We start from the raw sequence: 24,381 nt of genomic DNA, 5'->3' as shown, positions 1-24,381 counted from the left end.
GACATGAGCCCCAAGGACCTGACCAAGATCGACCCGGTGATGGCCTCCGTCATCCAGGGCGCGCTGCAGAACATCGCCGTCGAGATGGGCCACAAGCTGATGCGGATGGCCTATTCCTCGATCATCCGCGAATCCGAGGATTTCGGCGCCGCGCTGACCGATGCCGAGGGCCTGCAGATCGCCGAGACCACGCAGTCGACGCCGCTGCAATGCGGCCCGATCCCGGGCTACGTGCGCGACGTGCTGGCCCGGATCGCCGAGCGCGGCGACATCATCCGCGACGGTGACGTGATCCTGCACAACGACCCCTACGGCGGCGCGAGCCACGGGCCCGACATCGCGGTGATCGTGCCGATGTTCCACGAGGGCACGCTCGTCGGCTTCTCCTGCACCACGGCGCACCACCTCGACGTGGGCGCGCTGACGCCGGGCTCTGCCGGGATCGTCGACGCGATCGACGTCTTTGCCGAGGGGCTGCAGATGAAGGCGCTGAAGTTCCATGACGCGGGGCGGCGCAACGACGTGGCCTGGCAGTTCCTGCGCGACAACGTGCGCGCGCCCGACATGGTGGTCGGCGATCTCGAGGCGCAGGTGGCGGCCTGCCGCATCGGCGCGGGCCGCTTCGCCGAGCTGATCGGGCGCTACGGCGTCGAGGCGATCCGCGCCGCCGCCGCCGACCTGATGGACTATTCCGAACGCCTGATGCGCCAGGCGATCGCGGCGCTGCCCGATGGCACCTACCGCGCCGAGACCATGCTCGACGGCTTCCTCGACGACCCGGCCGAGCATCGCCGCGACCTGCCGGTCGTGGTGACGCTGACCGTGACCGGTGACGAGCTGATGGTCGATCTCGAGGGGACCGCGCCGCAGGTCGAGGACCGCCCCGTCAACATGCCCTTCGTCGGCACCACCGACATCGCGGTCTGGCTCGCGGTGCGCTCGATCCTTCTGGACAGCGACACCTATGGCTACATCCCGCAGAACTCGGGGCTGACGCGGCCGATCACGATCCGCGCGCCGAAGGGCTGCCTTGCCAACCCGATCTTCCCCGCGCCGGTCATCGCCCGCTTCACCGGCGGGTTGCAGCTGTCCAACACCGTGATGAAGGCCCTGGCGCAGGCCGCGCCCCGGCTGGTCTCGGCCGGGGTCGGCAACCTCAAGGTCATCTCGTTCTCGGGGCTGCGCGACACCGGACACTGGGTGCACATGGAGATCTTCGAGGGCAGCTATGGCGGGCGCTTCGGCAAGGACGGGCTCGACGCGGTCGACACGCTTTACGCCAACACCCGCAACAACCCGATCGAGGACATCGAAAGCCACTTGCCGCTGCGCGTCACCCGCTACGAGCTGAACGACGCCGGCCGCCCCGGCGCGGGCAAGTGGCGCGGCGGCTACGGCTCGATCCGCGAATTCGCCTTCCTCGAGACCGGCGGCGCCTCGGTCGAGGGCGACGGCCACAAGTACCGCCCCTGGGGCTTCGACGGCGGCACCGAGGGCGCGACGGCGGCGCTCGACCTTGTCGATGCCGCCGGCACCGTGCGCTCGATGCCCTCGAAGATCCCCTATACCCGGGTCGGCAAGGGCGGGGTGTTCCGCGCGACCGGCCCGGCCGGCGGCGGCTATGGCGACCCGTTCGAGCGCGATCCCGCGCTGGTGCGCGAGGACCTGCTGGACGGGCTGCTGAGCGCCGAGGCGGCGGCCGAGGATTATGGCGTCGTGATCTCGGCCTCGGGCGAGATCGACCTTCCCGCAACCCAGGCCCGGAGGACCCGCGCATGAGCCTGCATCCCGACCGTCTCGCCGTGGCGCAGATGGGCCCGAACAACCGCGCCGACAGCCGCGCCCAGATCGTCGAGCGCCACATCGCGCTGATGGAGGAGGCGGCCTCGGCCGGGGCGGGCTTCGTGCTGTTCCCCGAACTGTCGCTGACCACCTTCTTCCCGCGCTGGCTGATCGAGGACGAGGCCGAGCTTGACAGCTTTTACGAGGCCGAGATGCCCAACGACGGGGTCGCGACGCTGTTCTCGCGCGGGCGCGAACTGGGGATCGGCTTCAGCTTCGGCTATGCCGAGCTGGCCGAGGAGGCGGGCGCCAGGCACCGCTACAACACCTCGATCCTCGTCGACGGGCAGGGCCGGATCGCGGGCAAGTACCGCAAGGTGCACCTTCCGGGCCATTCCGAACCGCAGCCGCGCACCTTCCAGCACCTTGAGAAGCGGTATTTCGAACCCGGCAACCTCGGCTTCCCGACCTTCCCCAGCATGGGGCGGACCTTCGGCATCTGCATCTGCAACGACCGCCGCTGGCCCGAGACGCACCGCTCGCTGCGGCTGAACGGCGCGGACACGATCATCGTGGGCTACAACACGCCCACCGATCACACCGGCCACGCCTCGGTCGACGCGCTGTCGCTGTTCCACAACCAGCTGTCGCTGCAGGCCGCGGCCTACCAGAACTCGGTCTGGGTGCTGGGCGCGGCGAAATGCGGGGTCGAGGATGGCTCGTTCATGCTCGGGCAGAGCATGATCGTCGCCCCCTCGGGCGAGATCGTGGCCCAGGCGCGGTCGGTCGCGGACGAGGTGATCGTGGCGACCTGCCCGGTGGCCGAAACCGTGCCCTACCGCGAGACGATCTTCTCGTTCGAGAAGCACCGCCGCCCCGAGTGCTACGGCGCCATCACCGCGCCGCGCTGAGACGACGGGCCGCGGCCCGCCCGGGGCCGCGCCCGCGAACCTGTGCCGCCCCGCCCGCCGGGGTCCCGCCATCGGAGGCGTCATGGCATTCGACATCACTTCCGGCGCGCCGCTCGGCCGCGCGGTGCGGCTTGACGGGCTGGCGAAGTCCTACCGCGATTTCCACGCCGTGCGGCCGATGTCGCTCGAGATCGGGGCAGGCGAGTTCCTGTCGTTCCTCGGACCCTCGGGCTCGGGCAAGACCACGACGCTGATGATGCTCGCGGGGTTCGAGCGGCCCTCGGCGGGGCGGATCCTGCTTGGCGGGACCGAGATCACCGCGATGGCGCCGGCGCAGCGCGGCATCGGCATGGTGTTCCAGAGCTATGCGCTGTTTCCGCACATGACGGTGGCGCAGAACGTGGCCTTCCCGCTGCGGATGCGCGGCATCGACCGCGCGGCGCAGGTGCGGCGCGTGGGCGAGATGCTGGAGCTGGTGGGCCTGGGCGACCTGGCGCGGCGCCATCCCGCGCAGCTTTCGGGCGGTCAGCAGCAGCGCGTCGCGCTGGCGCGCGCGCTGGTCTTCCGCCCGCCGGTCCTGCTGATGGACGAGCCGCTCTCGGCGCTCGACAAGTACCTGCGCGGGCGCCTGCAGGTCGAGATCAAGCGCATCCAGCGCGAACTGGGGATCACCGTGGTCTTCGTCACCCACGACCAGGAAGAGGCGATGTCGATGTCCGACCGCATCGTCGTGATGCAGGAGGGCGCCGTCGCCCAGATGGGCCCGCCGGAGGTGCTGTACCAGCAGCCGCGGACCGAGTTCGTCGCGGGCTTTCTGGGCGAGACCAATTTCATCACGCGTCCCCTGCTCGGCACCGCGGCGGGCCGGCTGACGATCGACATGGCGACCGGGCCGGTCACGGTGGCGGTGCGGGCGGACGCGGTGCCCGGCGCCGTGACCGCCGGCCCGGTGACCGTCGCGATCCGGCCCGAGCATCTGGGCTTCCACCCCGATCCTGCCGGGATCGCGGTGGTGCGCGAGGTGACCTATGTCGGCGATCACCGCCGCTACGAGCTTGCGCTTGATGACGGCACCGAGATGGTCGCGCGGCGGCAGGAGACCGAGGGCGCGGCCCCGGTGGCGCGGGGCGCGCGCGTGACGCCGGACTGGCCGCTGTCGCGGCTGCGGCTGTTTTGCGACGGGCGGGCGCTGCAATGACCCTGCGGGCCGATGCCCCGGCACCGGCGGGTGTGCCGGCGCGGTCCTGCGGGCTGCTGCTGCTGCCGCTCGCGGCCTTCATCCTCGTGTTCTACCTTGTCCCGGTCGCCCTGATGCTGGGCCGCAGCGCCGGGCCGGCCCTGGATTTCGCGCCCTACGCGACCGCCCTCGGCTCGGCCGTCGCGGCCAAGGTCTTTCTCTACACGGTGCAGGTCGCGGCGGTGACGACGCTGCTGACGCTGATCATTGCCTTCCCGCTGGCCTATGTCATCGCGACCAGCCCGCCGCGCGTGGCCGCGATCCTGATGGCGATCGTGCTGGTGCCGTTCTGGACCTCGATCCTGATCCGCTCCTATGCCTGGATGGTGCTGCTGGGCCGCAGCGGCATCCTCAACGAGCTTCTGCTGTGGTCGGGCCTGGTCGAGACGCCGGTGCGGATGCTGAACACCCGCTTCGCCGTCTACGTCGGGATGGTGCACGTGCTTTTGCCGTTCATGATCCTGCCGGTGCTGGGGGCGCTGCGCGGCATCGACGGGCGGCTGGTGGCCGCGGCCGAGAACCTGGGCGCGGGTCCCTGGGCGGTGCTGCGCCACGTGATCGTGCCGCTGGCGCTGCCGGGCGCGGTCGCGGGATCGGTGCTGGTCTTCGTGCTGTCGCTGGGCTTCTACATCACGCCCGCCCTGATCGGCGGGCCGTCGGACATGACGATCTCGATGCTGATCACGCAGGAGGTCGAGCTTTACCGCTGGGACGTCGCCGCGGCCTATGCCGCGGTGCTTCTGGTGATGACGCTGGCGATCCTGGCGTTCGCGTCGCGGGTCGTCCGGCTGGACCGCGTCCTGGGAGGGGGCGGGAAATGAGCCGCGCGATCCGTCTCTCCGGGCCCCGGACGGGGGCGCTGCTGTGGCTGGCCGCGGGGCTGGTCGCGCTGTTTCTCATCCTGCCGGTGCTGATCATCCTGCCGGTCTCGTTCTCGGCCGGCAGCTTCCTGTCGTTCCCGCCGCCGGGCTGGAGCCTCAGGTGGTACCGGGTGCTGCTCGAGCGCGACGTCTGGTGGCAGAGCGCGTGGCTGAGCCTGTGGATCGCCGCGCTGGTGACGCTGGCCGCGACGGTGCTGGGCACCGCTGGGGCGTTCGGGCTGGTGCGCGGGCGGTTCCCCGGGCGCGGGCTGCTTCTGGCGGTGATCCTGTCGCCGCTGATCGTGCCGGGGGTGATCGTCGCCATCGCGCTTTACTTCTTCTACGCCCGGCTCGGCTTCGTCGGGTCGCCGCTCGCGATCGCGGTCGCGCACACCACGCTCGCGGTGCCCTTCGTCGTCGTCAATGTCGCGGCCGCCCTGCAGGGCGTGGACCGCCGGCTCGAGATGGCGGCGATGAACCTTGGCGCCGGCGGCTGGGACACGTTCCGGCTGGTGACGCTGCCGATCATCCGCCCCGGCATCCTCGCCGGGGCGCTCTTCGCCTTCATCTCGTCCTTCGACGAGCTGATCATCTCGCTTTTCGTGGCCGGCCCGCGCCAGGTGACGCTGCCGCTCCGGATGTGGGAAGGGATGCGCAGCTCGCTCGACCCCTCGCTGGCGGCGGTCTCGGTGCTGGCGATCGCGGCCTCCGTCGCGCTGTTCGTCACCTCGACCTGGCTGCAGGCCCGCGCCAGGCGCCGCACCGGAGCCCGCCCATGAGCCCGCCCACAAGCCTGCCCGAAAGCCCTTCCGCAAGCCCGTCCGGGCGCGGGTCCGTCGGCCTGCCCGTGACGCCGCGGCGCATCCTGATCACCTGCGGCCACGTGATCGGGTTCCGCGACGGGGCGCACCGCCACCTGCGCAACGGCTCGGTCGTGGTCGAGGGCAACCGCGTGGCCGAGGTGACGGGCGCCACCGTGGCGGGCGATTTCGACCAGCGCGTCGACTGCCCCGAGGGTCTGCTGACGCCGGGGCTGATCGACATGCATGCCCACATGGCCTCGGCCCCCTACGACCGGTCCTTCGTCGAGGATGTCGGCAAGCCGGGCTTCTACTTCTCGGGCCTGCCCGAGCTGCTGCCCGCGCTGGTCGCCGCGCTCGATCCCGAGGCGGAGCGCGCGGCGATCGACTTCTCGATGGCCGAGCTGACCCGCAGCGGCACCACCACGGTCTTCGAGATCGGCGGCCGTGGCGACGACACCGCCGCGGCGGTCGAGCGCGCGGGCCTGCGCGCCTGGATCGGCGAGGGCTACGGCGCGGCGAAGTGGCGGACGCGCGACGGCCGGCGGATGAGCTTCGACTGGAAGCCCGACGGCGGCCTGCCGGGGCTGGAGGCCGCGCGCGACTTCTGCGCCCGCGTGCACGGCCGGGCCGGCGGCCGCATCCACGGCCAGTTCACGCCGATGCAGGTGGCCATGGTCACGCCCGAGCTGCTGGCGCGCACCGATGCCATCGCCCGCGAGATGGGCCTGCCGGTGACGCTGCACACCGCCGAAGCCGTGTTCGAGTTCCACGAGATGGTCCAGCGCGAGGGCTGCACGCCGATCGAGTGGCTCGCGCGGCAGGGCGTCCTGTCCGAGCGGATGATCCTGGGGCACACCATCTTCACCAGCGGCAATTCCTGGCTGAACCATCCCGGCCGCGACCTTGCGATCCTGGCCGACAGCGGCGCCTCGGTCGCGCATTGCGCCTGGGTCTTCGCCCGGCGCGGCATCATGATGGAAAGCTTCGCGCGGTATCGCGACGCGGGCGTGCGCATGTGCCTGGGGTCGGACACCGCGCCGCAATCGATGCTGCAGGCGATGCGCAGCGCCTCGATCCTGTGCAAGGTCGCGGATCGCGACAGCCGCCGCGCCTCGGCGCGCGAGGTGTTCGATGCCTGCACCCTTGCGCCCGCGGCGGTGCTCGGGCGTGACGACCTGGGCCGCATCGCGCCGGGGGCGATGGCGGACCTGCTGATCTGGGACACGCGGGGCGTCTCGCTCGCGCCGCTGCGCGACCCGTTGCGCAACCTCGTCTTCTCGGCCCAGCCCGAGGACCTTGCCCATGTCATGGTCGACGGCGACTGGCTGATGACCGGGGGGCGGCTGCTGAAGGTCGATGCCGCCGCCGCGAGCGCCGGGCTGCAGCGGGCGGCCGAACGCGTCTGGGCGCGCATCGGACCCGGCGACTGGGCCGGTCGCGGCATCGACGCGCTGTCCCCGCCGGAGCTGGCGCCATGGTGATGGCGGACCCTCTCGCCCCGGGGCGCGGGGCCGGGCGCGACGGCAACCTCGTCGACCTCGCCTACGAGCGGATCGAGGAGCTGATCGTGCTGATGCAGATGGCGCCCGGCGCGCGGGTCGTCGAACACGCGCTGGTCGAGCGGCTGGACATCGGCCGCACGCCGGTGCGCGAGGCCCTGCTGCGGCTGGCCGCGGACGGCCTTCTGGTGCCCGCGGCGCGGCGCGGGCTTCAGGTGTGCGACCTCGACTTCGGGCTGCAGTTCCGCGTTCTCGAGGCGCGCCGCGCGCTGGAATGCGTGCTGGTGCCCGCCGCCGCGCGCCGGCGCAGCCCCGAGGAAGCCTGCGAGATGCGCGCCCTTGTCGCCAGCTTCCGCGCGCTGTCGGGCAGCGCCCGCAGCGACGAGCTGCTGCGGCTGGACGGCCGCTTCGTCCGGCTGCTGCTGCGGCTGTCGGGCAACCCGTTCCTCGCCCGGATCCTGCCGCTCTATTCGCTGTCGCGGCGGTTCTGGCTCGCGCATCGCGATCTCTACCTGCGCCAGTTCCGGGACGAGACGCTGACCGAGTTCCACATCCGCATCGGCGAGGCGGTGGCCGAGGGGGACGAGGCCGCGGCCCGCGCCGAGACCGAGGCATTCCTGACCTGCGTCGAAGCCTATACCACCTACCTCGGCCGCGAACTGGCCGGGCGCGAAAGGACCTGAGATGACGACCGACGACCGCGCCCCGGGCGCAACGCTGATCCGCGGGATCGACTGGCTTCTGGCCCATGACGCGGGCGCGGACCGCCACGTGATGCGGCGCGGCGCCGATCTTGCGTTCCGGGACGGGGTCTTCGTCGATCCCGCCGCGCTGGCCCCTGCCGACATCGCGCAGGAGATCGACGGCCGCGACCTGATGGTGATGCCCGGTTTCGTCGACATCCATGCCCACCCCGGCTTCGAGACGATGCTGAAGGGCCTGACCGAAGAGGTCGCGAGCCGCGCGCTGGGCCTCAGTTCGCTTTACGAATACCTGTTCCTGTTCGACACCACGCACGAGGGGATGGTCGCCGCGACGCAGGTGGCGCTGACCGAGCTGATGCAAAGCGGCATGACGACGATCTGCGACCTGTCGACCCCGCACGAGGGCTGGATCGACACGCTCGCCGCCAGCGGCCTGCGCGCCTATGCGACGCCGATGTTCCGCGACGGGCGCTGGTACACGAAGAACGGCCACGAGGTGCTGTACCAGTGGGACACCGCCGCGCAGGCCGATGCCCGGATGGCCGCCGCGCTGGCCGAGGTCGATGCCGCGATCGCCCATCCCTCGGGGCGGTTGTCGGGGATGATCTGCCCCGCCCAGATCGACACCTGCACCGAGGGCCGGTTCCGCGATGCGCAGGCCGAGGCGCGGGCGCGCGGGCTCAAGCTGCAGACCCATGCCGCCCAGAGCACCGTCGAGTTCCGCGAGATCGTGCGCCGCCACGGCTGCACGCCGATCGGCTGGCTCGAGAAGATGGGGATCCTCGGGCCCGACACGATCGTCGGCCACGGCATCTTCCTTGACCACAACCCGCGCGTGGACTGGCCCGAGACCCGCGATCTTGCGGCGATGGCGGCCTCGGGCACCAGCCTCGCCCATTGCCCGACCGTCTTCGCGCGGCGCGGGATCTCGCTGCAGACCCTGGGCGGCTATCAGCGCGCCGGGGTCGAGGTCGGCATCGGCACCGACACCTACCCCCACAATTTCGTCGACGAGATGCGCACCGGCATCTACGTCGCCCGCGTCGCCGGGCAGGATGTCCGGGCGGCCGAAGCCTCGGCCATGATCCATGCCGCCACGATCGGCGGGGCGCGGGCGCTGGGGCGCGACGATATCGGCCGCATCCGGCCCGGCGCCAGGGCCGACTTCTTCACCGTCGACCTGCGCCACCCGTCGATGCGGCCGGTGCACGACCCCGTGCGCAGCCTGATCTTCAGCGCGGGCGAGCGCGCGATCCGCGACGTCTGGGTCGATGGCCGGCAGGTGGTGCGCGCTGGCCGCGGCCTTGCCTTCGACCTCGAGGACGCGCTCGGCCGGCTCGAGGCGGCGCAACGGGCCTCGGTCGCGCAGGTCGCGAAATACGACTGGGCCGGGCGCGACGTCGACACGCTGATGCCGCGGGCGTTCTAGGCGTCTTCGGCGTGCGACAGGTCCGCTTCCGAACGCGGCGTCTGGGCGGGATGGGGTGCCGAAATAATATACGAAACAACCAAGATAAGAGATGAACATCGAAATCCCGGATATTGTTCTTGCCGGGATCCGGCGCGCCCCGGAAGCTTGGCGCAGGGTGGGCGTCCGGCCCGATCCGCGTGCCAGGAGACCGACATGGCCGACCATGATGACGATCCGATCGCGAGGCTGCGCGCCTCGGTAAACGTGCCGCCGACCGCCCGCCGGGATTTCATCAAGATGTTCGGCGGGGCCGCCGCGCTGGCGATGGCCGGGCCGGCGCTGCCGCGCGCGGCCTGGGCGCAGGCCGCCGCGCTGCCCGAGTTCGAGGCGATCCCCGACGGCTGGAAGGGCGAGGGCGAGGTGGTCGTCGTCACCTGGGGCGGCATCGGCACCGAGATGCAGCGCAAGGCCTGGTTCGAACCGTTCGAGGCGCTCTGCGGCATCAAGGTGGTCGAAGCGATCGGCCCCGACCCGGCCAAGCTGAAGGCGATGGTCGACACCAACACCGTCGAATGGGATGTCTGCCAGATCGGTCGCGGCTCGATGATCGAGCTGCTGCGCCAAGGCGATTACCTCGAACCCATCGACTACAGCCTTGTCGAGGCGGGCGTCACCGAGGCGTTCCGCGGCTCGCATGCGCTCGACATCGTGCAATATGCCCAGATGCTGGCCTATCGCACCGATGCCTGGGACCGGGCCCCTGCCGGCTGGGCGGATTTCTTCGACACCGCGGCGTTCCCGGGTGGCCGGTCGCTGCCTATCGCCACCAAGGGCAACGTGCCGGAGCTGGTCGGCGCGCTGTTGGCGGACGGGGTCGCGAAGGCGGACATCTACCCGATCGACATCGACCGCGCGATCGCGAAGCTGGGGCAGATCAAGCCCGAGATCGTGAAATGGTGGGAGTCGGGCGCCCAGCACATGCAATTGCTGCTCGATGACGAAGCGCCCTTCGTCACGGCCTGGAACGGCCGCATCCAGGCCGCGAAGGACGAGGGCCGCCCGGTCGAGCTGATCTGGGACGGCGGCATGGTGATGAGCAATGCCTGGCTGATCCCCAAGGGGGCGCCGAACCTGTCGAACGCGCAGAAGTTCGCGGCCTTCTCGTCGTCGGCCATCGCGCAGGCGCGCTATTCCTGCCTGCTGCCCTACGGCTGCACCAATGTCGACTCGGCCAAGCACATCCCCGCGGCGGTGCTGGCGAACCTGCCCTCGGCGCCCGAGAACTATGCGCGGCTGGTGCCCTATCAGCACCAGTGGTGGGCAGACCACCGGCCCGAGACGATCGAGAAGTTCAACGCGATGATGTTGTCCTGACCGCCCCCTGCCGGTCCCTGCCGCGCGGCACCGCGTCGCGCGCCGGGGGCCGGGTTGGGGGCCGGATCGGGGGCCCGGATGGGGCCTAGGCCTCGAAGAACTTCGCCATCGCGGGCGCGGTGGCGGCGCCGATGACGCGCGCATTGCCGCCGACCGCTGCCTCCTCGATCGCCGGCGCGGTCAGGCCGCGCAGGTCGAGCGCGGCAAGCTCGCGCCGTGCGGCGGCGACCAGACGGGCGCGGACCGCGGTCGGGAAGGCGCCGTCGATCAGCACCACCGGGAAGTCGATCACCGCGCAGACCGCGCGGGCGGCCTCGGCCAGCCCGCGGGCCGCGCGCGCGATCCAGTCGTCCAGCGCGGGACCCAGCCGCGACCAGTCCTGCGGCTGGTGCCAGAGCGCGCCGGCCGGGAAGCCTGCGGCATTCAGCGTGTTCTCGAGCAGGTACAGCGACGCCTCGTCGATCAGCGCCGCCGTGCCGCCGCGGGCGCCCGGCACCCGGATCGCGCCGAAGGCGCCGGCATTGCCGCGCAGCCCCTCGACCACGCCGCCGTTCAGCGCGACGCCGCCCCCGACGAAGGATCCGATGAAGAAGTAGGCGTAGTCGCTCAGCTCGCGGCCGCGGCCGAACACGTGCTCGGCCCGGCAGGCGGCGGTGGCGTCGTTGACCAGGAACAGCGGCAGCTCGGAGAAGGCCGCGACCTCGGCGGCGAAGTCGATCTCGCGCCAGATCGAGAAGTCGGCGGGCGCGTCCAGCGCGTCGACCCAGCTCCAGATCTCGGCGGGGGCGGCGATGCCGATGCCCGCCAGCCGCGTGCGCTGACGCGGGGACAGCGCCCCGGCAAGGCTGTCCATGCCCTCGCGAAGGTAGGCGAAGATCTCGGCCGGCATCGGGTAGGGATAGGTGATCTGGCTCTGGCCAAGCACCCGCCCGGTCAGGTCCAGCACCGCAAGGTCGGCCGACCGGCGCCCCAGCTTCATCCCGAACGACAGCGCCCCGTCCGGGTCGATCTGCATCGGGATCGAGGGCTTGCCCACCCGCCCGCGCTGCGGCTCGCCCCGCGCGAGGAAGCCGTCATTCTCGAGCTTGCGCAGGATGTTGGACACGGTCTGCGCCGACAGTGCCGTGCGCTTGGCGATCTCGGCGCCCGGAAGCGCCCCGCCGCGCCGGATCAGCGACAGGATCAGCCGTTCGTTGTGCGCGCGCACGCCGATCTGGTTGACGCCGGAACGCGAGCCGATGCGGTCGTTGCCATCCATGCGAGATCCTCCCCAAGCCTGCCTAGCATGCCTGCGGCGGCCTGGCCACGCAATTAATAAATCGAATGGATTTATTTATTGACCAAGCCGGGGAATCGCGTCACTTTGATCCTCGATCCGCTGGAGGAGCGGGGGCGTCGGGATCTGCCGGGAGGGCGGGCGGCGCGGGACTTTTGGGAGGATGACGATGAAGACGCTGTTTGCGGGTACTGCCCTCGCGCTGGTTCTGGGCGCCGGTGCCGTCTCGGCCGCCGAGACCACGGCCTGCCTGATCACCAAGACCGACACCAACCCGTTCTTCGTGAAGATGAAGGAGGGGGCGGGGGCCAAGGCCAAGGAGCTGGGCCTGACGCTGAACACCTATGCCGGCAAGCTTGACGGCGATGTCGAGACGCAGGTGGCGGCGGTCGAAAGCTGCATCGCGGCCGGCGCCAAGGGCATCCTGATCACGCCCTCGGACAGCCGGGCGCTGGCGCCGGTGGTCGGCAAGGCGCGCGAGGCGGGCGTGCTGGTGATCGCGCTGGACACGCCGTTCGAACCGATCGAGGCCGCCGATGCGACCTTCGCCACCGACAACTTCCTGGCGGGCGAGCTGATCGGCCAGTGGGCGGCGGCGAAGATGGAGGATCCGGCCGACGCCAGGATCGCGCTTCTCGACCTCAACCCCTCGCAGATCTCGGTGGACTATCTGCGCGACAACGGCTTCCTCAAGGGCTTCGGCGTCGACATCAAGGACCCCACCAAGATGGGCGACGAGGATGATCCGCGCATCGTCGGCAACGACGTGACCAACGGCAACGAAGAGGGCGGGCGCACCGCGATGGAGAACCTTCTGCAGAAGGATCCGGGCGTGAACCTCGTCTACACGATCAACGAACCCGCCGCCGCCGGCGCCTTCGAGGCGCTCAAGGCCGTGGGACTCGAGGAACAGGCGCTGATCGTCTCGGTCGACGGCGGTTGCCCGGGCGTGCAGAACGTCGAGGCCGGCGTCATCGGCGCGACCTCGATGCAGTTCCCGCTGAAGATGGCCTCGATGGGGATCGAGGCGATCAAGGCCTATGCCGAGACGGGCGAGAAGCCCAAGGCCTCGGAAGGGCTCGATTTCACCAATACCGGCGTCGAGCTGGTCACCGACCAGCCGGTCGAGGGCATCCCCTCGATCACCTCGAAGGAAGCGCTGGAAAAATGCTGGGGCTGAGCCCCGTCGCCACGGCGCGGCAGCCCTGACGTCGCGCCGTACCCGGAGGGGCCCCCACGCCCCTCCGGGACCCCAACCCTTCATCAGATGAGGCCGCCATGAGCGAGACCATCCCGTCGACGCGCCGGGCCGCGCAGGAGTTCGAGACGGTGATCGACGGCGCCGACCGCCGCGTCGCCGCCTTCGATCCGCACCGCCGCGGTCCCGTCGAGAAGCTGCAGCACGCGCTGCATTCCAATCCCACGCTGGTGCCGGTGATCGTGCTTCTGGGCGCGGTCGCGGTGTTCGGCGTGATCTCGGGGTCGAAATTCTTCTCGGCCTTCAACCTCACGCTGATCATGCAGCAGGTGTCGATCATCGGCATCCTTGCCGCGGCGCAGTCGCTGATCGTGCTGACCGCCGGGATCGACCTGTCGGTCGCGGCGATCATGGTGCTGATGTCGGTCATCGCCGGCAACCTCGCGGTCTTCTCGGGCGTGCCCGCGCCGCTCGCGCTGATCGTGGCCTTCGCCGGCGGCGCGTTGGCGGGGATGTTCAACGGCTTCCTCGTCACCCGGGTCAAGCTGCCGCCCTTCATCACCACGCTCGGCACCTGGTCGATCTTCTTCGCGCTGAACCTGTGGCTGTCAGGCGCGCAGTCGATCCGCAGCCAGGACATCGACGCCGAGGCGCCGCTGCTGAAGGTCTTCGGCGAGACGATCGCCATCGGCTCGGCACGGATCACCTGGGGCTCGATCCTGATGGTCGTGGTGTTCCTGGTGCTGTGGTACATGCTCAACAAGACCGCCTGGGGCCGCCATGTCTATGCCGTGGGCGACGATGCCGAGGCGGCCGAGCTTGCCGGCATCCGCACCCGCCGCACGCTGATGTCGGTCTATGCGCTGGCCGGGCTGATCTGCGGCATCGCCGCCTGGGCCTCGATCGGACGCGTGGGCTCGATCAGCCCCCAGGCCTTCTACGAGGGCAACCTGCAGTCGATCACCGCCGTCGTGATCGGGGGGATCTCGCTCTTCGGCGGGCGCGGCTCGATCCTGGGCGCCCTGTTCGGAGCCCTCATCGTCGGCGTCTTCCAGTCGGGACTGCGCCTCGCCGGGGTGGACGTGCTCTGGCAGGTCTTCGCCATCGGCTGGCTCATCATCATCGCGGTCGCCATCGACCAGTGGATCAGAAAGGTCTCGGCATGAACGCCCCCATCCTCTCCGCCCGCGGTCTGCAAAAGCGCTATGGCCGGGTCACCGCCCTCGACGACTGCGACTTCGACCTCTACCCCGGCGAGATCCTCGCGGTGATCGGCGACAACGGCGCCGGAAAATCCTCGCTGATCAAGGCGCTGTCGGGCGCGATCCGCATCGACGCAGGCTCGATCACGCTCGACGGGCAGGAGGTCAGCTTCGCCTCGCCCCTTCAGGCGCAGGAGGCGGGGATCGCGACCGTCTACCAGACCCTCGCGCTGTCGCCTGCGCTGTCGATCGTGGACAACATGTTCATGGGCCGCGAGATCCGCGCCAAGGGCTTCGCCGGGCAATGGCTGCGCAAGCTCGACCACGGCGCGATGCGCGACATCGCCCGCCAGAAGCTGTCGGAACTGGGGCTGATGACGATCCAGAACATCGACCAGCCGGTCGAGACGCTGTCGGGCGGCCAGCGGCAGGGCGTGGCGGTGGCCCGGGCAGCGGCCTTCGGGTCGAAGGTGATCATCCTTGACGAGCCGACGGCGGCGCTGGGGGTGAAGGAAAGCCGCAAGGTGCTGGACCTGATCCAGGACGTGCGGGCGCGGGGGATCCCGATCATCCTGATCTCGCACAACATGCCGCATGTGTTCGAGGTGGCCGATCGCATCCATGTCCACCGGTTGGGGCGCAGGCTCTGCACCGTGCGGCCCGAGGACTGCTCGATGTCGGACGCGGTGGCGCTGATGACCGGCGCCAAGGCCCCCCCCGGCGAGAGCATCGCTGCATGAGACAGGTCGATGCCGGGCAGCTGCTGGGCATCCTGACCGAGGCGGCGCGGAACCCTCCGCGCCGCCTCGTGGCGCTTGCCGGGCCGCCGGCGGCGGGCAAGTCGACGCTGGCCGAGACGCTGGCGCAGGGCTTGGGCCCGGTGGCGCAGGTGATCCCGATGGACGGGTTCCACCGCGAGAACGACTGGCTGGACGCCCACGGGCTGCGCGCCCGCAAGGGCGCGCCGGAAACCTTCGACGTCGCGGGCTTCGCGGCGCTGGTCCGCACGATCCGCGAGGGGGCCTCGCCGGCCTATCCGCTGTTCGACCGCGGCGCTGACCGGACGCGGCCCGGGGCCGGGCAGGTGGACCCGGCGGCGCGGCTGCTGATTTTCGAGGGCAACTACCTGCTGCTCGACCGTCCCGGCTGGCGGGACCTTGCGCCGATGTGGGACCTGACCGTGGCGCTCGCCATCGACGAGGCCGTGCTGACCCGGCGGCTGGTGGCGCGCTGGCGTCACCACGGCCTCGACCCGGATGCGGCGCGCGCGCGGGCAGAAGGCAACGACCTGCCCAACGGCCGCGTCGTCCTGCGCGAAAGCCGCGCGGCGGATTATTGCGTGGGCTGATCGCGAAGGCCCGGCGCGCGGGGGATGCAAGGCCGCGCATGCGGGGATGCGCGGGCGCCCGCGCGGTGGCATGCTGGCCCCGGGGACCGACAGGCAGGGAGAGCGGGGTGGTCCAGTCTCGCGGGCAGCATCACATCGTCGGCGGCGGCATCGCCGGCCTCGCCACCGCCGTCTTCCTGCTGCGCGACGCGGGCGTGCCGGGGGCGGACATCCACATCCACGAACAGCTCGACCGGCCCGGCGGCTCGCTCGACGGCTCGGGCGACGCGCGGCAGGGCTACCTCGTGCGCGGCGGCCGGATGTTCGAGGAGCATTTCGCCTGCACCCTCGACCTGCTCGCGGGGATCCCCTCGGCCGATGACCCCGCCGTCTCGGCAGCCGAGGACATCCTGGCCTTCAACCGCGCGGTCCATGCCTCGGGCAACTGCCGGATCGTGCGCGGCGGGCGGCCCGCTGCGGACCGCGACCGGCTGGGCCTTGGTCGCGGCGCGCTTCTCGACCTCGCGCGCCTCGTGCTGCGCCCCGAGCGGTCGCTGGGCGACCGCACCATCGCCGCGTGCTTCCGCCCCGCCTTCTTCGACAGCAACTTCTGGCTGATGTGGGCGACGATGTTCTCGTTCCAGCCATGGCATTCGGCGGTCGAGATGCGCCGCTACCTGCGCCGCTTCATCCACCTCTTCCCCGGCTTCACCCGGATCGAGGGCGTGCTGCGTACCCGCTACAACCAGCACGACGCGATGATCGCGCCGATGGTCTGCTGGCTGCGGCAGCGCGGCGTCGACATCGCCCCAGCCCGGCAGGTGACCGACCTGACGATCGGGGGGACCGCGCCGGCGCGCCGCGTCACCCGCCTTGCCTTCGCCGACGGCACGGCACTGGCCGTCGGGGCCGAGGACCGGGTCTACCTGACGCTCGGATCGATCACCGAGGGCTCGGCGACCGGATCGGCCGACCGCGCACCCGACCCGGCGGTGCGCGAGGGCGGCGGCTGGGGGCTGTGGCGCAGGCTTGCCGCCGCGCACCCGGGCTTCGGCCGGCCCGAGGCCTTCTGCGGCACGCCCGAGCGGACCTCGTGGACGTCGTTCACCGTCACGCTCGACCGGCCCGGGTTCTTCGCCCTGATGGAGGATTTCACCGGCAACCGCGCGGGCACCGGCGGGCTGGTCAGCTTCGCGGGATCGGCCTGGGGCCTGTCGATCGTGCTGTTCCACCAGCCGCATTTCCGCGATCAGGCGGCGGGCACGCAGGTGTTCTGGGGCTATGGCCTGTGCGACGACCGGCCGGGAGAGGTCACGGGCCGCACCCTGCGCGAGGCGACGGGCACGGAGATCCTTGCCGAACTTGCCGGGCAGCTTGGCCTGTCGCGCGACCAGCGCGCCGTCCTGTCGGGGGCGCGGGTCGTTCCCTGCCGGATGCCTTTCATCACCAGCGTCTTCATGGCCCGTCGCCCCGGCGACCGCCCGGCGGTGTGCCCGGACCCGGGCGGCAATTTCGCGGTGATCGGCCAGTTCTGCGAGCTTGAGCGCGATTGCGTCTTCACCGTCGAATACTCGGTCCGCTCGGCGCGCGCGGCGGTGGCGCAGCTGACCGGCCGCACGCCGCCGCCGCCACCCGTCGCCCGCACCGACCGCGATCCGCGCGTCGTTCTGCGCGCGCTGCGGGTGCTGCTCGGGCGCCGGCCCGCCCAGGATCAGCGCGCCGCCGCCGGCCCCGACGCGCTTGCCAGAAGGTGACCGACGACCCCGGCGACCGCCGGGCGGTCCCGCGCCGGCCGGCGCAGCCCGAGGAAATTGCCGCGCCCCGCCGTGATCGTCGCCGGGTGGGCCGGGACGAGCCGACCGTCGGCCATCTGCGCCTCGATCAGGTGGCGCCAGCCCAGCATCACCCCTTCGCCCGCCACCGCCGCCTCGATCAGCAGGCCCACCTTGTTCGAAGCCAGGGCCGGCGGCCCGGGCGGCGCGGCCTCGCCGCGTGCGCGGAACCACTCGGCCCAGCCGAGCGGCTGCCAGCCGATCGCCTCCGAGGACCAGTGCCGTTCGTGCAGGTGCAGGAGCGGCATCTGCGACAGGCGGTGCGGATCGTCGAAGGGCCCGTGCTCGGCGAGAAAGCCGGGCGAACAGACCGGCTGCGCGATTTCGGGGAACAGGAAATGCAGCTCGTCGCCGACCTCGCAGCGCTCGTTGCCGCACAGGATCGCGATGTCGACCTCGGCATAGTTGCGCAGCGCGTCGTCCTCGTCCGAGGCGAGGACGGTGAAGGTCACCTCGGGGGTCTGGCGCCGATAGGCCGCAAGCCGCGGCGCCAGCCAGAAGGCCGCCATCGCGTCGGTGGCCGAAATCGTGACCACCTGCGGTCCGGTCTCGCCGCGCAGCTGCGCGACGCCGGCGCCGATCGAATCCAGCCCGGCGGTGACCGCGACCAGCAGGCCCGCGCCGTCCGGCGTCAGCGACAGCGCCTTGTGGCCCCGCACGAACAGCGCCGTGCCAAGCGCCTTTTCCAGCAACCGGATCTGCTGGCTGATCGCGCCCTGCGTCACGTTCAGCTCTTTCGCCGCCAGCGTGAAGCTCAGGTGCTTCGCCGCGACCTCGAAGGTCGCGAAGGCCCCGAGCGAGGGCAGGTGCCGGCGTCTGAACTGAACCATCGCTTGTCCCCCCGCCGCCTATTCCGCGCGCGACTGCCACTCTTTCCAACGCATGTAGACATTCGCGCCGATCGTGTCGAAGGGATGTGGCGGCAGGCGGTCGGGCTCGGCCTCGGCGGCGAAGAACCCGCCCAGCGCGCTGCGCTGTCCGCAGGCCAGCTCTGCCGCGCCGATCCCGGTCAGGGTCGAGCGGGTGGAGCCGAGGCCGTTGCAGACCGCGGCGGCGATCAACCCGGGCTCGAGTTCGCGCATGACCGAGACGCCGTTGCGGCTGAGGCAGAGATGCCCGGACCAGGCATGTTCGAAGCGGATGCCGCGCAGCATCGGGAAGCGGTCGTCGAACTTGCGGCGCATCCGTGCGACCAGCCGGGCGAGGTCGCCGGCGCTGGTCCGCATCCCGGGGCGGTAATAGCCGCCCTGTCGGATCACGATGCGGTTGCCGCCCTGCGCGGGGCCGATCCGGCGCACGGTGGTGCCCATCGGGTCGGCGGGAGTCGCGCCCCAGCATTCGGTCCCGCCCACTGCCGCGACGGCCTCGGGCGGCAGTTCCTCGGTCATGCAGGCGCTGAGCATGATGTGCATCAGCCGCCCCGGGCGGAAGCCGAAGCTTTCGAGATGCCCGTTGGTGGCAAGGATGACCTTCGCCGCCGTCACCGCGCCGCCCGGTGTCGCCAGCCGCCAGCCCTGCGCCGCGGGCTCGATCCGGGTGACCGGAGAGCGCTCGTGGATCGCGACGCCCGCGCGCGACAGGCCCGCGGCAAGGCCAAGCGCATAGCCTGCCGGCTGGATCATCGCGGTGCCCGGCGTGAACAGCCCGCCCCGGTAATAGCGGCTGCCGGTGATCGCCTGCATCGCCTGCGCGTCCAGCATCTCGTGCGGCTCGCCCAGATCGGCCAGATGGCGGGCGTAACGCCGGTTCGCGGTCAGCCCGGCCTCGGATGCGGCGGCGTTGATCTTGCCCGACCGCCGGAAATGGCCCTTGGGGATCGCATAGTCGCCGACCGCCTCTTCGGCGAAGGCGATGGCTTGGCGGTTCAGCCCGGTCAGCACCCGGTCGCGCGCCGCGCCGCCGCCGGCATACTCGCCCGCGGCCAGCTCGTGCGGCAGGTCGATCATGAAGCCCGAGTTGCGCCCGGTGCCGCCCTCGGCGATCCGCGCCGCGTCAAGCAGCACGATTCGCAGGTTCGGATCGATCTGCACCAGCCGCCGCGCGGCCGATAGGCCGGCAAAGCCCGCGCCGACGATGGCGATGTCGGCGCCGGTCTCGCCCAGCAGCGGGGCGCGGTCGGGCGGGGGCGGCAGGATCGCCCGCCAGCCCGCGGTGCCGGTGAAGACCGGCAGCCGGGTCGCGGCGTGCCCGGCGTGGCGCGGCGGGGCCATGTCAGTCCAGCGCCGTGTCGGCATGATCGGTCAGGTCCAGCCAGATGGTCTTGAGCTGCGTGTACTGGTCATGGGCATGGATGCCGTTGTCGCGCCCGCCGAAGCCCGATTGCCGGTAGCCGCCGAAGGGCGTGGTGATGTCGCCCTCGCCGAAGCTGTTCACCGTCACCGTGCCCGCGCGCAGCATCCGCGCGCCGCGCAGCGCCCGCTTGCCGTTCGCGGTGAAGATCGAGGCGGCAAGGCCATAGTCGGTGTCGTTGGCGACCGCGATCGCCTCCTCGAAGCTGGCGACGGGGATCACGGTCAGGATCGGCCCGAAGATTTCCTCGCGGGCGAGCCTCGCGGCATTGCCTGTGACCTCGACGATGGTCGGCTCGACGACGCCGGGCGCAGGCGCCGTGCCGCCCATCAGCACCGTCTCGGTCGCGCAGGCGGTGAGATAGCCCGTGACCTTGGCGAAATGCGCGGCCGAGATCAGCGCGCCGACGCGGGTCGCGGGGTCGAGCGGATCGCCGGTGATCCAGTCGCGGGCATGCGCCTTCACGCGCTCGATCAGCCGGTCCCTGATGGCGCGGTGCACGATCAGCCGCGACGCGGCCGAGCAGTTCTGCCCCATGTTCCAGAACGCGCCGTTGACGACATGGGCTGCGACCGCGTCCAGATCCTCGGCATCGTCCAGCACGATGCAGGGGTTCTTGCCGCCCATCTCCAGCACCACCTCCTTGAGGTTGCTGTCGGCCGCATAGTGCAGGAACCTGCGCCCCGTCGCGGTCGAGCCGGTGAACGAGACCATGTCGACATCCGGGTGCCGGCCCAGCGGCTCCCCGACCTCGGCCCCGGTGCCGGGCAGCACGGCCAGGACCCCGCGCGGGACGCCCGCCTCGTGCGCGAGTTCCGCCACCCGCAGCGCGGTCAGCGGCGTGTCCTCGGCCGGCTTGACGATGACCGCGCAGCCAGCGGCCAGCGCCGGCGCGATCTTCCAGGCCAGCATCAGCAGCGGGAAGTTCCAGGGCAGCACCAGCCCCACGACGCCCACCGGCTCTCGCAGCACCAGGGCCAGGTGATCGTCCGAGGCTGGCGCCACCTGGTCGTAGATCTTGTCGATCAGCTCGGCATGCCAGCGGATCACGTGGATCGTCTCGGGAATGTCCACCGTCTCGCAATCATGGATGGTCTTGCCGCTGTCGAGGCTTTCCAGCACCGCAAGTTCGCGCGCGTCGCGCTCCATGAGCCGGGCGAGCCGCAGCAGCACCGCCTTGCGCGCGCCCGGGGGCAGGCGCGACCAGCGCCCGTCCTCGAAGGCCTCGCGCGCCTTGGCGACGGCAAGGTCGACATCCGCCGCGCCGCAGGCCGCGACCCGCGTCAGCACGGCGCCGGTGGCGGGGTTCACCGTCTCGAAGGTCGCGCCGCCGATCGCGGGGCGGAAGCCGCCGTCGATGAAGGCGTTCTGCGGCAGGTCGAGCCCGGCGGCGATGGCGCGGTACTCCTCGGTGGTCAGCAGCTCGGCCATGGCTCAGTTCCCTTCCTTGATCGCCGCGACCGCGGTCTTCAGCGTGCGGATCACCTGCTCCAGCGCGCGCTTCTCATCGGTGGTCAGCCCCCGCAGCGGCGGCCGCATCGGCCCGGTCGACAGGCCGGTCATCGCCGTGCCGTGCTTCACGCACTGGATGAACTTGCCGCCCTGCTCGAGCACCCGCATCAGCGGCAGCATCGCCGACATGATCCGCCGTCCCGTGGCGAAATCGCCCCGCAGCACGCAGGTTTCGTAAAGAAAGACATGCTCTTGCGGCAGGAAGTTCGACCCCGCGCAGATCCAGCTGCGCGCGCCCCAGGCGAAGAATTCCAGCGCCTGATCGTCCATCCCGCAGGACATCTGGACATGCGGATAGTCCCGCGCCAGCAGGTGCAGCCGGTTGATGTCGCCCGAGCTTTCCTTGATTCCGATGACATTTCGCGACCGGCCCACGCGGTCGAGGAAGTCGCGCCCCATCTCGACGCCCATCCGGCTGGGGTAGTTGTACAGGATGACCGGCAGGTCGGCCGCGCGGTCGATGGCCAGCGCGTTCAGCGCGTTCTCGCGCTCGGTCGGGACCGAATAGGGCGGGGTGCCCAGCAGGATCGCGTCGGCCCCCATCTCGCGCGCCCCGCGCGCCAGCGCGAGGCTGTCTGGCGTGCGCATCGCGCCGGTGCCCACGATCACCGGCAGCCGTCCGCGCGCGGCCGCGACGACGAAGCGCGCGATCTCCAGCCGCTCGTCGACGGTCTCGGCATAGTTCTCGCCGGTCGAGCCGCCCGAGATCAGGCCATGCACACCCTTGGCGATCAGGGTCTCGACCAGCGCGGCAAGGCTGTCGAAATCGACCGAGCCGTCGGCGTGAAACGGGGTGATGAGCGGTGTGTAGATGCCTTCGAGCACCATCCGGGGCGGCATGGGCGATCTCCGATCCTGGGTTCGGGGCGAAAATCGCCAAAAGCCGTGCCTCGCGCAAAGGAGAAGATTCAGCGCCTCTGCATTAGGAAAACTATCGCAAGGACGGTTGCGCACCGGCCGGGCGAAGGATCGCCGCGGATCCCTGCGTCGCGGGCGTGTCAGGATCGCGCAGCCGCGCTAGCTCAGGCTCAGGGCCGTCGCCCGGCAGGAGTGCGCGATGCCAGAGAGACCCAGGACGATGACCGCGATCGTCACCACCGGCGTCGGCGGCTACGACCGGCTGGAGTGCCGCCAGCTGCCGGTACCCGCGCCCGGGGCGGGCGAGGTCCTGCTGCGGGTTCTGGCGGCCGGGATCAACAACACCGACATCAACACGCGGCTTGGCTGGTATTCGGCATCGGTCCGGGACGGGACCGGCGCGGCCGCGGGGGACCGCGCGATCGCCGATGGCGGCTGGAACGCGGCGACGCCGTTCCCGCTGATCCAGGGCGCCGATTGCTGCGGCCGGGTCGTGGCGGCCGGCGCCGGGGTGGACCCGGCGCGGATCGGGCAGCGCGTCATCGTCCGGCCCTGCATGCGCCCGCGGGGCTTTGACGATCCGGCGACGATCTGGATGGGGTCGGATTTTGCCGGCGCCTTTGCCGGCTACGTCGCGGTGCCCGCGATCGAGGCCTTCGCCGTCGACTGCGGCTGGAGCGATGCCGAGCTTGCCTCGATCCCCTGCGCCTATGGCACTGCCGAGAACATGGTGCGGCGCGCGGCCGTCGGCCCCGGCAGCCGCGTGCTGGTTCCCGGGGCCTCGGGCGGTGTCGGGAGCGCCGTGGTCCAGCTGGCGCGGCGCCGCGGCGCCGAGGTGATCGCGGTCACGAGCCCCGACAAGCGCGCGGCGGTCGAGGCGATCGGCGCGACCCGGGTCATGCTGCGCGACGACGACCTTCTGGCGTGCCTCGGCCCGGAAAGCGTCGATGTCGTGATCGACAATGTCGGCGGCACGGGGTTCGCGACGCTGCTGAAGATCCTGCGGCGCGGTGGCCGGTACGCGACCTCGGGCGCGATCGCGGGCCCGGTGGTCGAGCTGGACCTGCGCGACCTCTACCTCAAGGACATCACCCTGATCGGCTGCACCGCCTGGGACGAACCCGTCTTCGCCGACCTCGTGTCCTACATCGAAGCGGCCGAGATCCGGCCGCTGGTCGCCGCGACCTATCCGCTGCGGGCGATCGCCGAGGCGCAGGAGGCGTTCGGGCGCAAGGCGCATGCGGGCAAGCTGGTGCTGCTTCCGGCGCCCTGATCCGGTTTCGCGGGTGACGAAGGGCCTCGCGCCTCAGCCCAGGTGGGTCCTGAACCAGTCGATCGTGCGCGACCAGGCAAGGTCCGCCGCCTCCTTGTCGTAGCGGGGCGTGGAGTCGTTGTGGAAGCCGTGGTTGGCGCCGTCGTAGATGTAAGCCTCGTAGGTCTTGCCCGCGGCGTCGAGCGCCTGTTTGTAGGCCGGCCAGCCTGCGTTGATCCGGTCGTCCAGCCCGCCGTAGTGCAGCAGCAGCGGCGCGGCGATCCGGGGCACGTCCTCGGCCGCGGGCTGGCGACCGTAGAAGGGCACGGCGGCCCCAAGCTCGGGGTAGGCGACCGCCGCGGCATTCGCCACGCCCCCGCCATAGCAGAAGCCGGTGATGCCGACCTTGCCGGTGACATCCTCCTGTGCCGCGAGGAACTCGACCGCCGCGAAGAAGTCGTTCATCAGCTTGGTGCCGTCCACCTGCTGCTGCAGCGCCCGGCCGGCCTCGTCATTGCCGGGATAGCCGCCCATGGGGGTCAGGCCGTCCGGGGCCATCGCGATGAAGCCCGCCTTGGCGAGCCTGCGCGCGACGTCCTGGATGTAGGGGTTCAGGCCGCGGTTCTCGTGCACGACCACGACGCCCGGGGCCGCGGCGGTGCCCGCCGGGCGGACGTAATAGGCCCGCATCTCGCCGTGGCCGTTCGGCGAAGGGTAGGTGATCCAGGTCGCGGTGATGTCGGGGTCGTTGAAGCTGACCTGTTCGGCCAGCGCATAATCCGGGCTCATCATCGACAGCACCGCCGCCGCGGTCAGGCCGCCGACGGTGAAGCGCGCGGCGCGGTCGAGGAACTCGCGCTTGGTGATGATGCCGTGGGCGTAGAAATCGTAAAGCTCGAGCAGCTCTGGGCTGAAGTCCTTGGCGGTCAGACGGGTCGGGGTCTCCATGCGCTCTCCTCTCCATGGTGCCGGGCCACGCGGGGCCGTCCGGGCGCGGCCACCGACAAGTCAGCCCCGAGTCGGCGCCCCGGTCAAACCGCATGTCCGTGACGGT

At 71.1% G+C, this 24,381-nt stretch carries 21 protein-coding genes; 15 read left to right on the top strand and 6 right to left on the bottom strand.

All coding sequences use genetic code 11. From position 1 onward, the window contains the following. Nucleotides 1–3 precede the first annotated feature (3 nt). The 9 genes from V8J39_RS13465 (at nt 4) to V8J39_RS13425 (ending at nt 10,581) form a co-directional block, all read left to right on the top strand. Entirely contained in the window at nt 4–1,779 is a 1,776-nt protein-coding gene (locus tag V8J39_RS13465; RefSeq protein WP_336461437.1) for a hydantoinase B/oxoprolinase family protein, read from the top strand. Beyond that, on the top strand, nt 1,776–2,693 hold the full coding sequence (locus V8J39_RS13460) for an N-carbamoyl-D-amino-acid hydrolase (protein WP_336461436.1): 918 nt from the start codon (nt 1,776–1,778) through the stop codon (nt 2,691–2,693). Before V8J39_RS13465 ends, V8J39_RS13460 begins: the two co-directional genes overlap by 4 nt. 82 nt (nt 2,694–2,775) lie before the next feature. Beyond that, on the top strand, nt 2,776–3,891 hold the full coding sequence (locus tag V8J39_RS13455) for an ABC transporter ATP-binding protein (RefSeq protein WP_336461435.1): 1,116 nt from the start codon (nt 2,776–2,778) through the stop codon (nt 3,889–3,891). After that, on the top strand, nt 3,888–4,751 hold the full coding sequence (locus V8J39_RS13450) for an ABC transporter permease (protein ID WP_336461434.1): 864 nt from the start codon (nt 3,888–3,890) through the stop codon (nt 4,749–4,751). The genes V8J39_RS13455 and V8J39_RS13450 overlap by 4 nt, the downstream gene beginning before the upstream one ends. Continuing rightward, entirely contained in the window at nt 4,748–5,569 is an 822-nt protein-coding gene (locus tag V8J39_RS13445) for an ABC transporter permease (RefSeq protein WP_336461433.1), read from the top strand. The genes V8J39_RS13450 and V8J39_RS13445 overlap by 4 nt, the downstream gene beginning before the upstream one ends. Further along, nucleotides 5,566–7,074 (top strand): amidohydrolase family protein, encoded by a 1,509-nt coding sequence (locus V8J39_RS13440; RefSeq protein ID WP_336461432.1) that lies wholly within the window; start codon nt 5,566–5,568, stop codon nt 7,072–7,074. Before V8J39_RS13445 ends, V8J39_RS13440 begins: the two co-directional genes overlap by 4 nt. Beyond that, the gene (locus tag V8J39_RS13435) at nt 7,068–7,775 is read left to right on the top strand and encodes a GntR family transcriptional regulator (protein ID WP_336461431.1); all 708 of its coding nucleotides are present in this window, start codon (nt 7,068–7,070) and stop codon (nt 7,773–7,775) included. Before V8J39_RS13440 ends, V8J39_RS13435 begins: the two co-directional genes overlap by 7 nt. Nucleotide 7,776: 1 nt before the next feature. Beyond that, entirely contained in the window at nt 7,777–9,225 is a 1,449-nt protein-coding gene (locus V8J39_RS13430; protein WP_336461430.1) for an amidohydrolase family protein, read from the top strand. A gap of 195 nt (nt 9,226–9,420) precedes the next feature. Next, entirely contained in the window at nt 9,421–10,581 is a 1,161-nt protein-coding gene (locus V8J39_RS13425; protein ID WP_336461429.1) for an ABC transporter substrate-binding protein, read from the top strand. Between the two features lie 85 nt (nt 10,582–10,666). Here the strand turns inward: V8J39_RS13425 and V8J39_RS13420 are convergent, their stop codons facing one another. Next, nucleotides 10,667–11,839, bottom strand: a complete 1,173-nt coding sequence (locus V8J39_RS13420; RefSeq protein WP_336461428.1) for an ROK family transcriptional regulator — start codon at nt 11,837–11,839, stop codon at nt 10,667–10,669. A 187-nt stretch (nt 11,840–12,026) separates the two neighbouring features. On the opposite strand from V8J39_RS13420, the gene V8J39_RS13415 reads away from it, so the two are divergent. The 5 genes from V8J39_RS13415 (at nt 12,027) to V8J39_RS13395 (ending at nt 17,338) form a co-directional block, all read left to right on the top strand. Further along, nucleotides 12,027–13,037 (top strand): sugar ABC transporter substrate-binding protein, encoded by a 1,011-nt coding sequence (locus V8J39_RS13415; protein WP_336461427.1) that lies wholly within the window; start codon nt 12,027–12,029, stop codon nt 13,035–13,037. 98 nt (nt 13,038–13,135) lie between these two features. Further along, nucleotides 13,136–14,221, top strand: coding sequence for an ABC transporter permease (locus V8J39_RS13410; RefSeq protein WP_336461426.1), 1,086 nt, complete (start codon nt 13,136–13,138; stop codon nt 14,219–14,221). Further along, entirely contained in the window at nt 14,218–14,997 is a 780-nt protein-coding gene (locus tag V8J39_RS13405) for an ATP-binding cassette domain-containing protein (protein ID WP_336461425.1), read from the top strand. Before V8J39_RS13410 ends, V8J39_RS13405 begins: the two co-directional genes overlap by 4 nt. Then, nucleotides 14,994–15,605: a phosphoribulokinase gene (locus V8J39_RS13400; protein WP_336461424.1), complete on the top strand. Its 612-nt coding sequence runs from the start codon at nt 14,994–14,996 to the stop codon at nt 15,603–15,605. The genes V8J39_RS13405 and V8J39_RS13400 overlap by 4 nt, the downstream gene beginning before the upstream one ends. Before the next feature lie 107 nt (nt 15,606–15,712). Next, nucleotides 15,713–17,338, top strand: coding sequence for an oleate hydratase (locus tag V8J39_RS13395; RefSeq protein WP_336461423.1), 1,626 nt, complete (start codon nt 15,713–15,715; stop codon nt 17,336–17,338). On the opposite strand, the gene V8J39_RS13390 is transcribed toward V8J39_RS13395, so the two are convergent. Genes V8J39_RS13390 through V8J39_RS13375 form a run of 4 tightly spaced genes read right to left on the bottom strand, consistent with a single transcriptional unit; the run spans nt 17,296 to nt 22,045 of the window. Next, nucleotides 17,296–18,246, bottom strand: a complete 951-nt coding sequence (locus tag V8J39_RS13390) for a LysR substrate-binding domain-containing protein (RefSeq protein ID WP_336461422.1) — start codon at nt 18,244–18,246, stop codon at nt 17,296–17,298. The two genes, V8J39_RS13395 and V8J39_RS13390, sit on opposite strands and share 43 nt — an antisense overlap. Nucleotides 18,247–18,264: 18 nt before the next feature. After that, nucleotides 18,265–19,626, bottom strand: coding sequence for an NAD(P)/FAD-dependent oxidoreductase (locus V8J39_RS13385; protein ID WP_336461421.1), 1,362 nt, complete (start codon nt 19,624–19,626; stop codon nt 18,265–18,267). Nucleotide 19,627: 1 nt separating this feature from the next. Continuing rightward, the gene (locus V8J39_RS13380; RefSeq protein ID WP_336461420.1) at nt 19,628–21,136 is read right to left on the bottom strand and encodes an aldehyde dehydrogenase; all 1,509 of its coding nucleotides are present in this window, start codon (nt 21,134–21,136) and stop codon (nt 19,628–19,630) included. A gap of 3 nt (nt 21,137–21,139) precedes the next feature. After that, the gene (locus V8J39_RS13375; RefSeq protein ID WP_336461614.1) at nt 21,140–22,045 is read right to left on the bottom strand and encodes a dihydrodipicolinate synthase family protein; all 906 of its coding nucleotides are present in this window, start codon (nt 22,043–22,045) and stop codon (nt 21,140–21,142) included. Nucleotides 22,046–22,274: 229 nt separating this feature from the next. Between V8J39_RS13375 and V8J39_RS13370 the strand changes: the two genes are divergently transcribed. Beyond that, nucleotides 22,275–23,348 carry an alcohol dehydrogenase family protein gene (locus tag V8J39_RS13370; protein WP_336461419.1) on the top strand — a complete coding sequence of 358 codons (1,074 nt, stop codon included), beginning with the start codon at nt 22,275–22,277 and terminating at the stop codon, nt 23,346–23,348. 33 nt (nt 23,349–23,381) lie between these two features. Here V8J39_RS13370 and yghX read toward each other — a convergent pair whose 3' ends face one another. Further along, the gene (gene yghX / locus V8J39_RS13365) at nt 23,382–24,275 is read right to left on the bottom strand and encodes a YghX family hydrolase (RefSeq protein WP_336461418.1); all 894 of its coding nucleotides are present in this window, start codon (nt 24,273–24,275) and stop codon (nt 23,382–23,384) included. Between the last annotated feature and the right edge of the window lie 106 nt (nt 24,276–24,381).

This window comes from Frigidibacter sp. MR17.24, from assembly GCF_037095655.1.
In the GTDB taxonomy this organism is placed as follows: Bacteria; Pseudomonadota; Alphaproteobacteria; order Rhodobacterales; family Rhodobacteraceae; genus Frigidibacter.
This window is presented reverse-complemented; position numbering and strand designations above follow the sequence as displayed.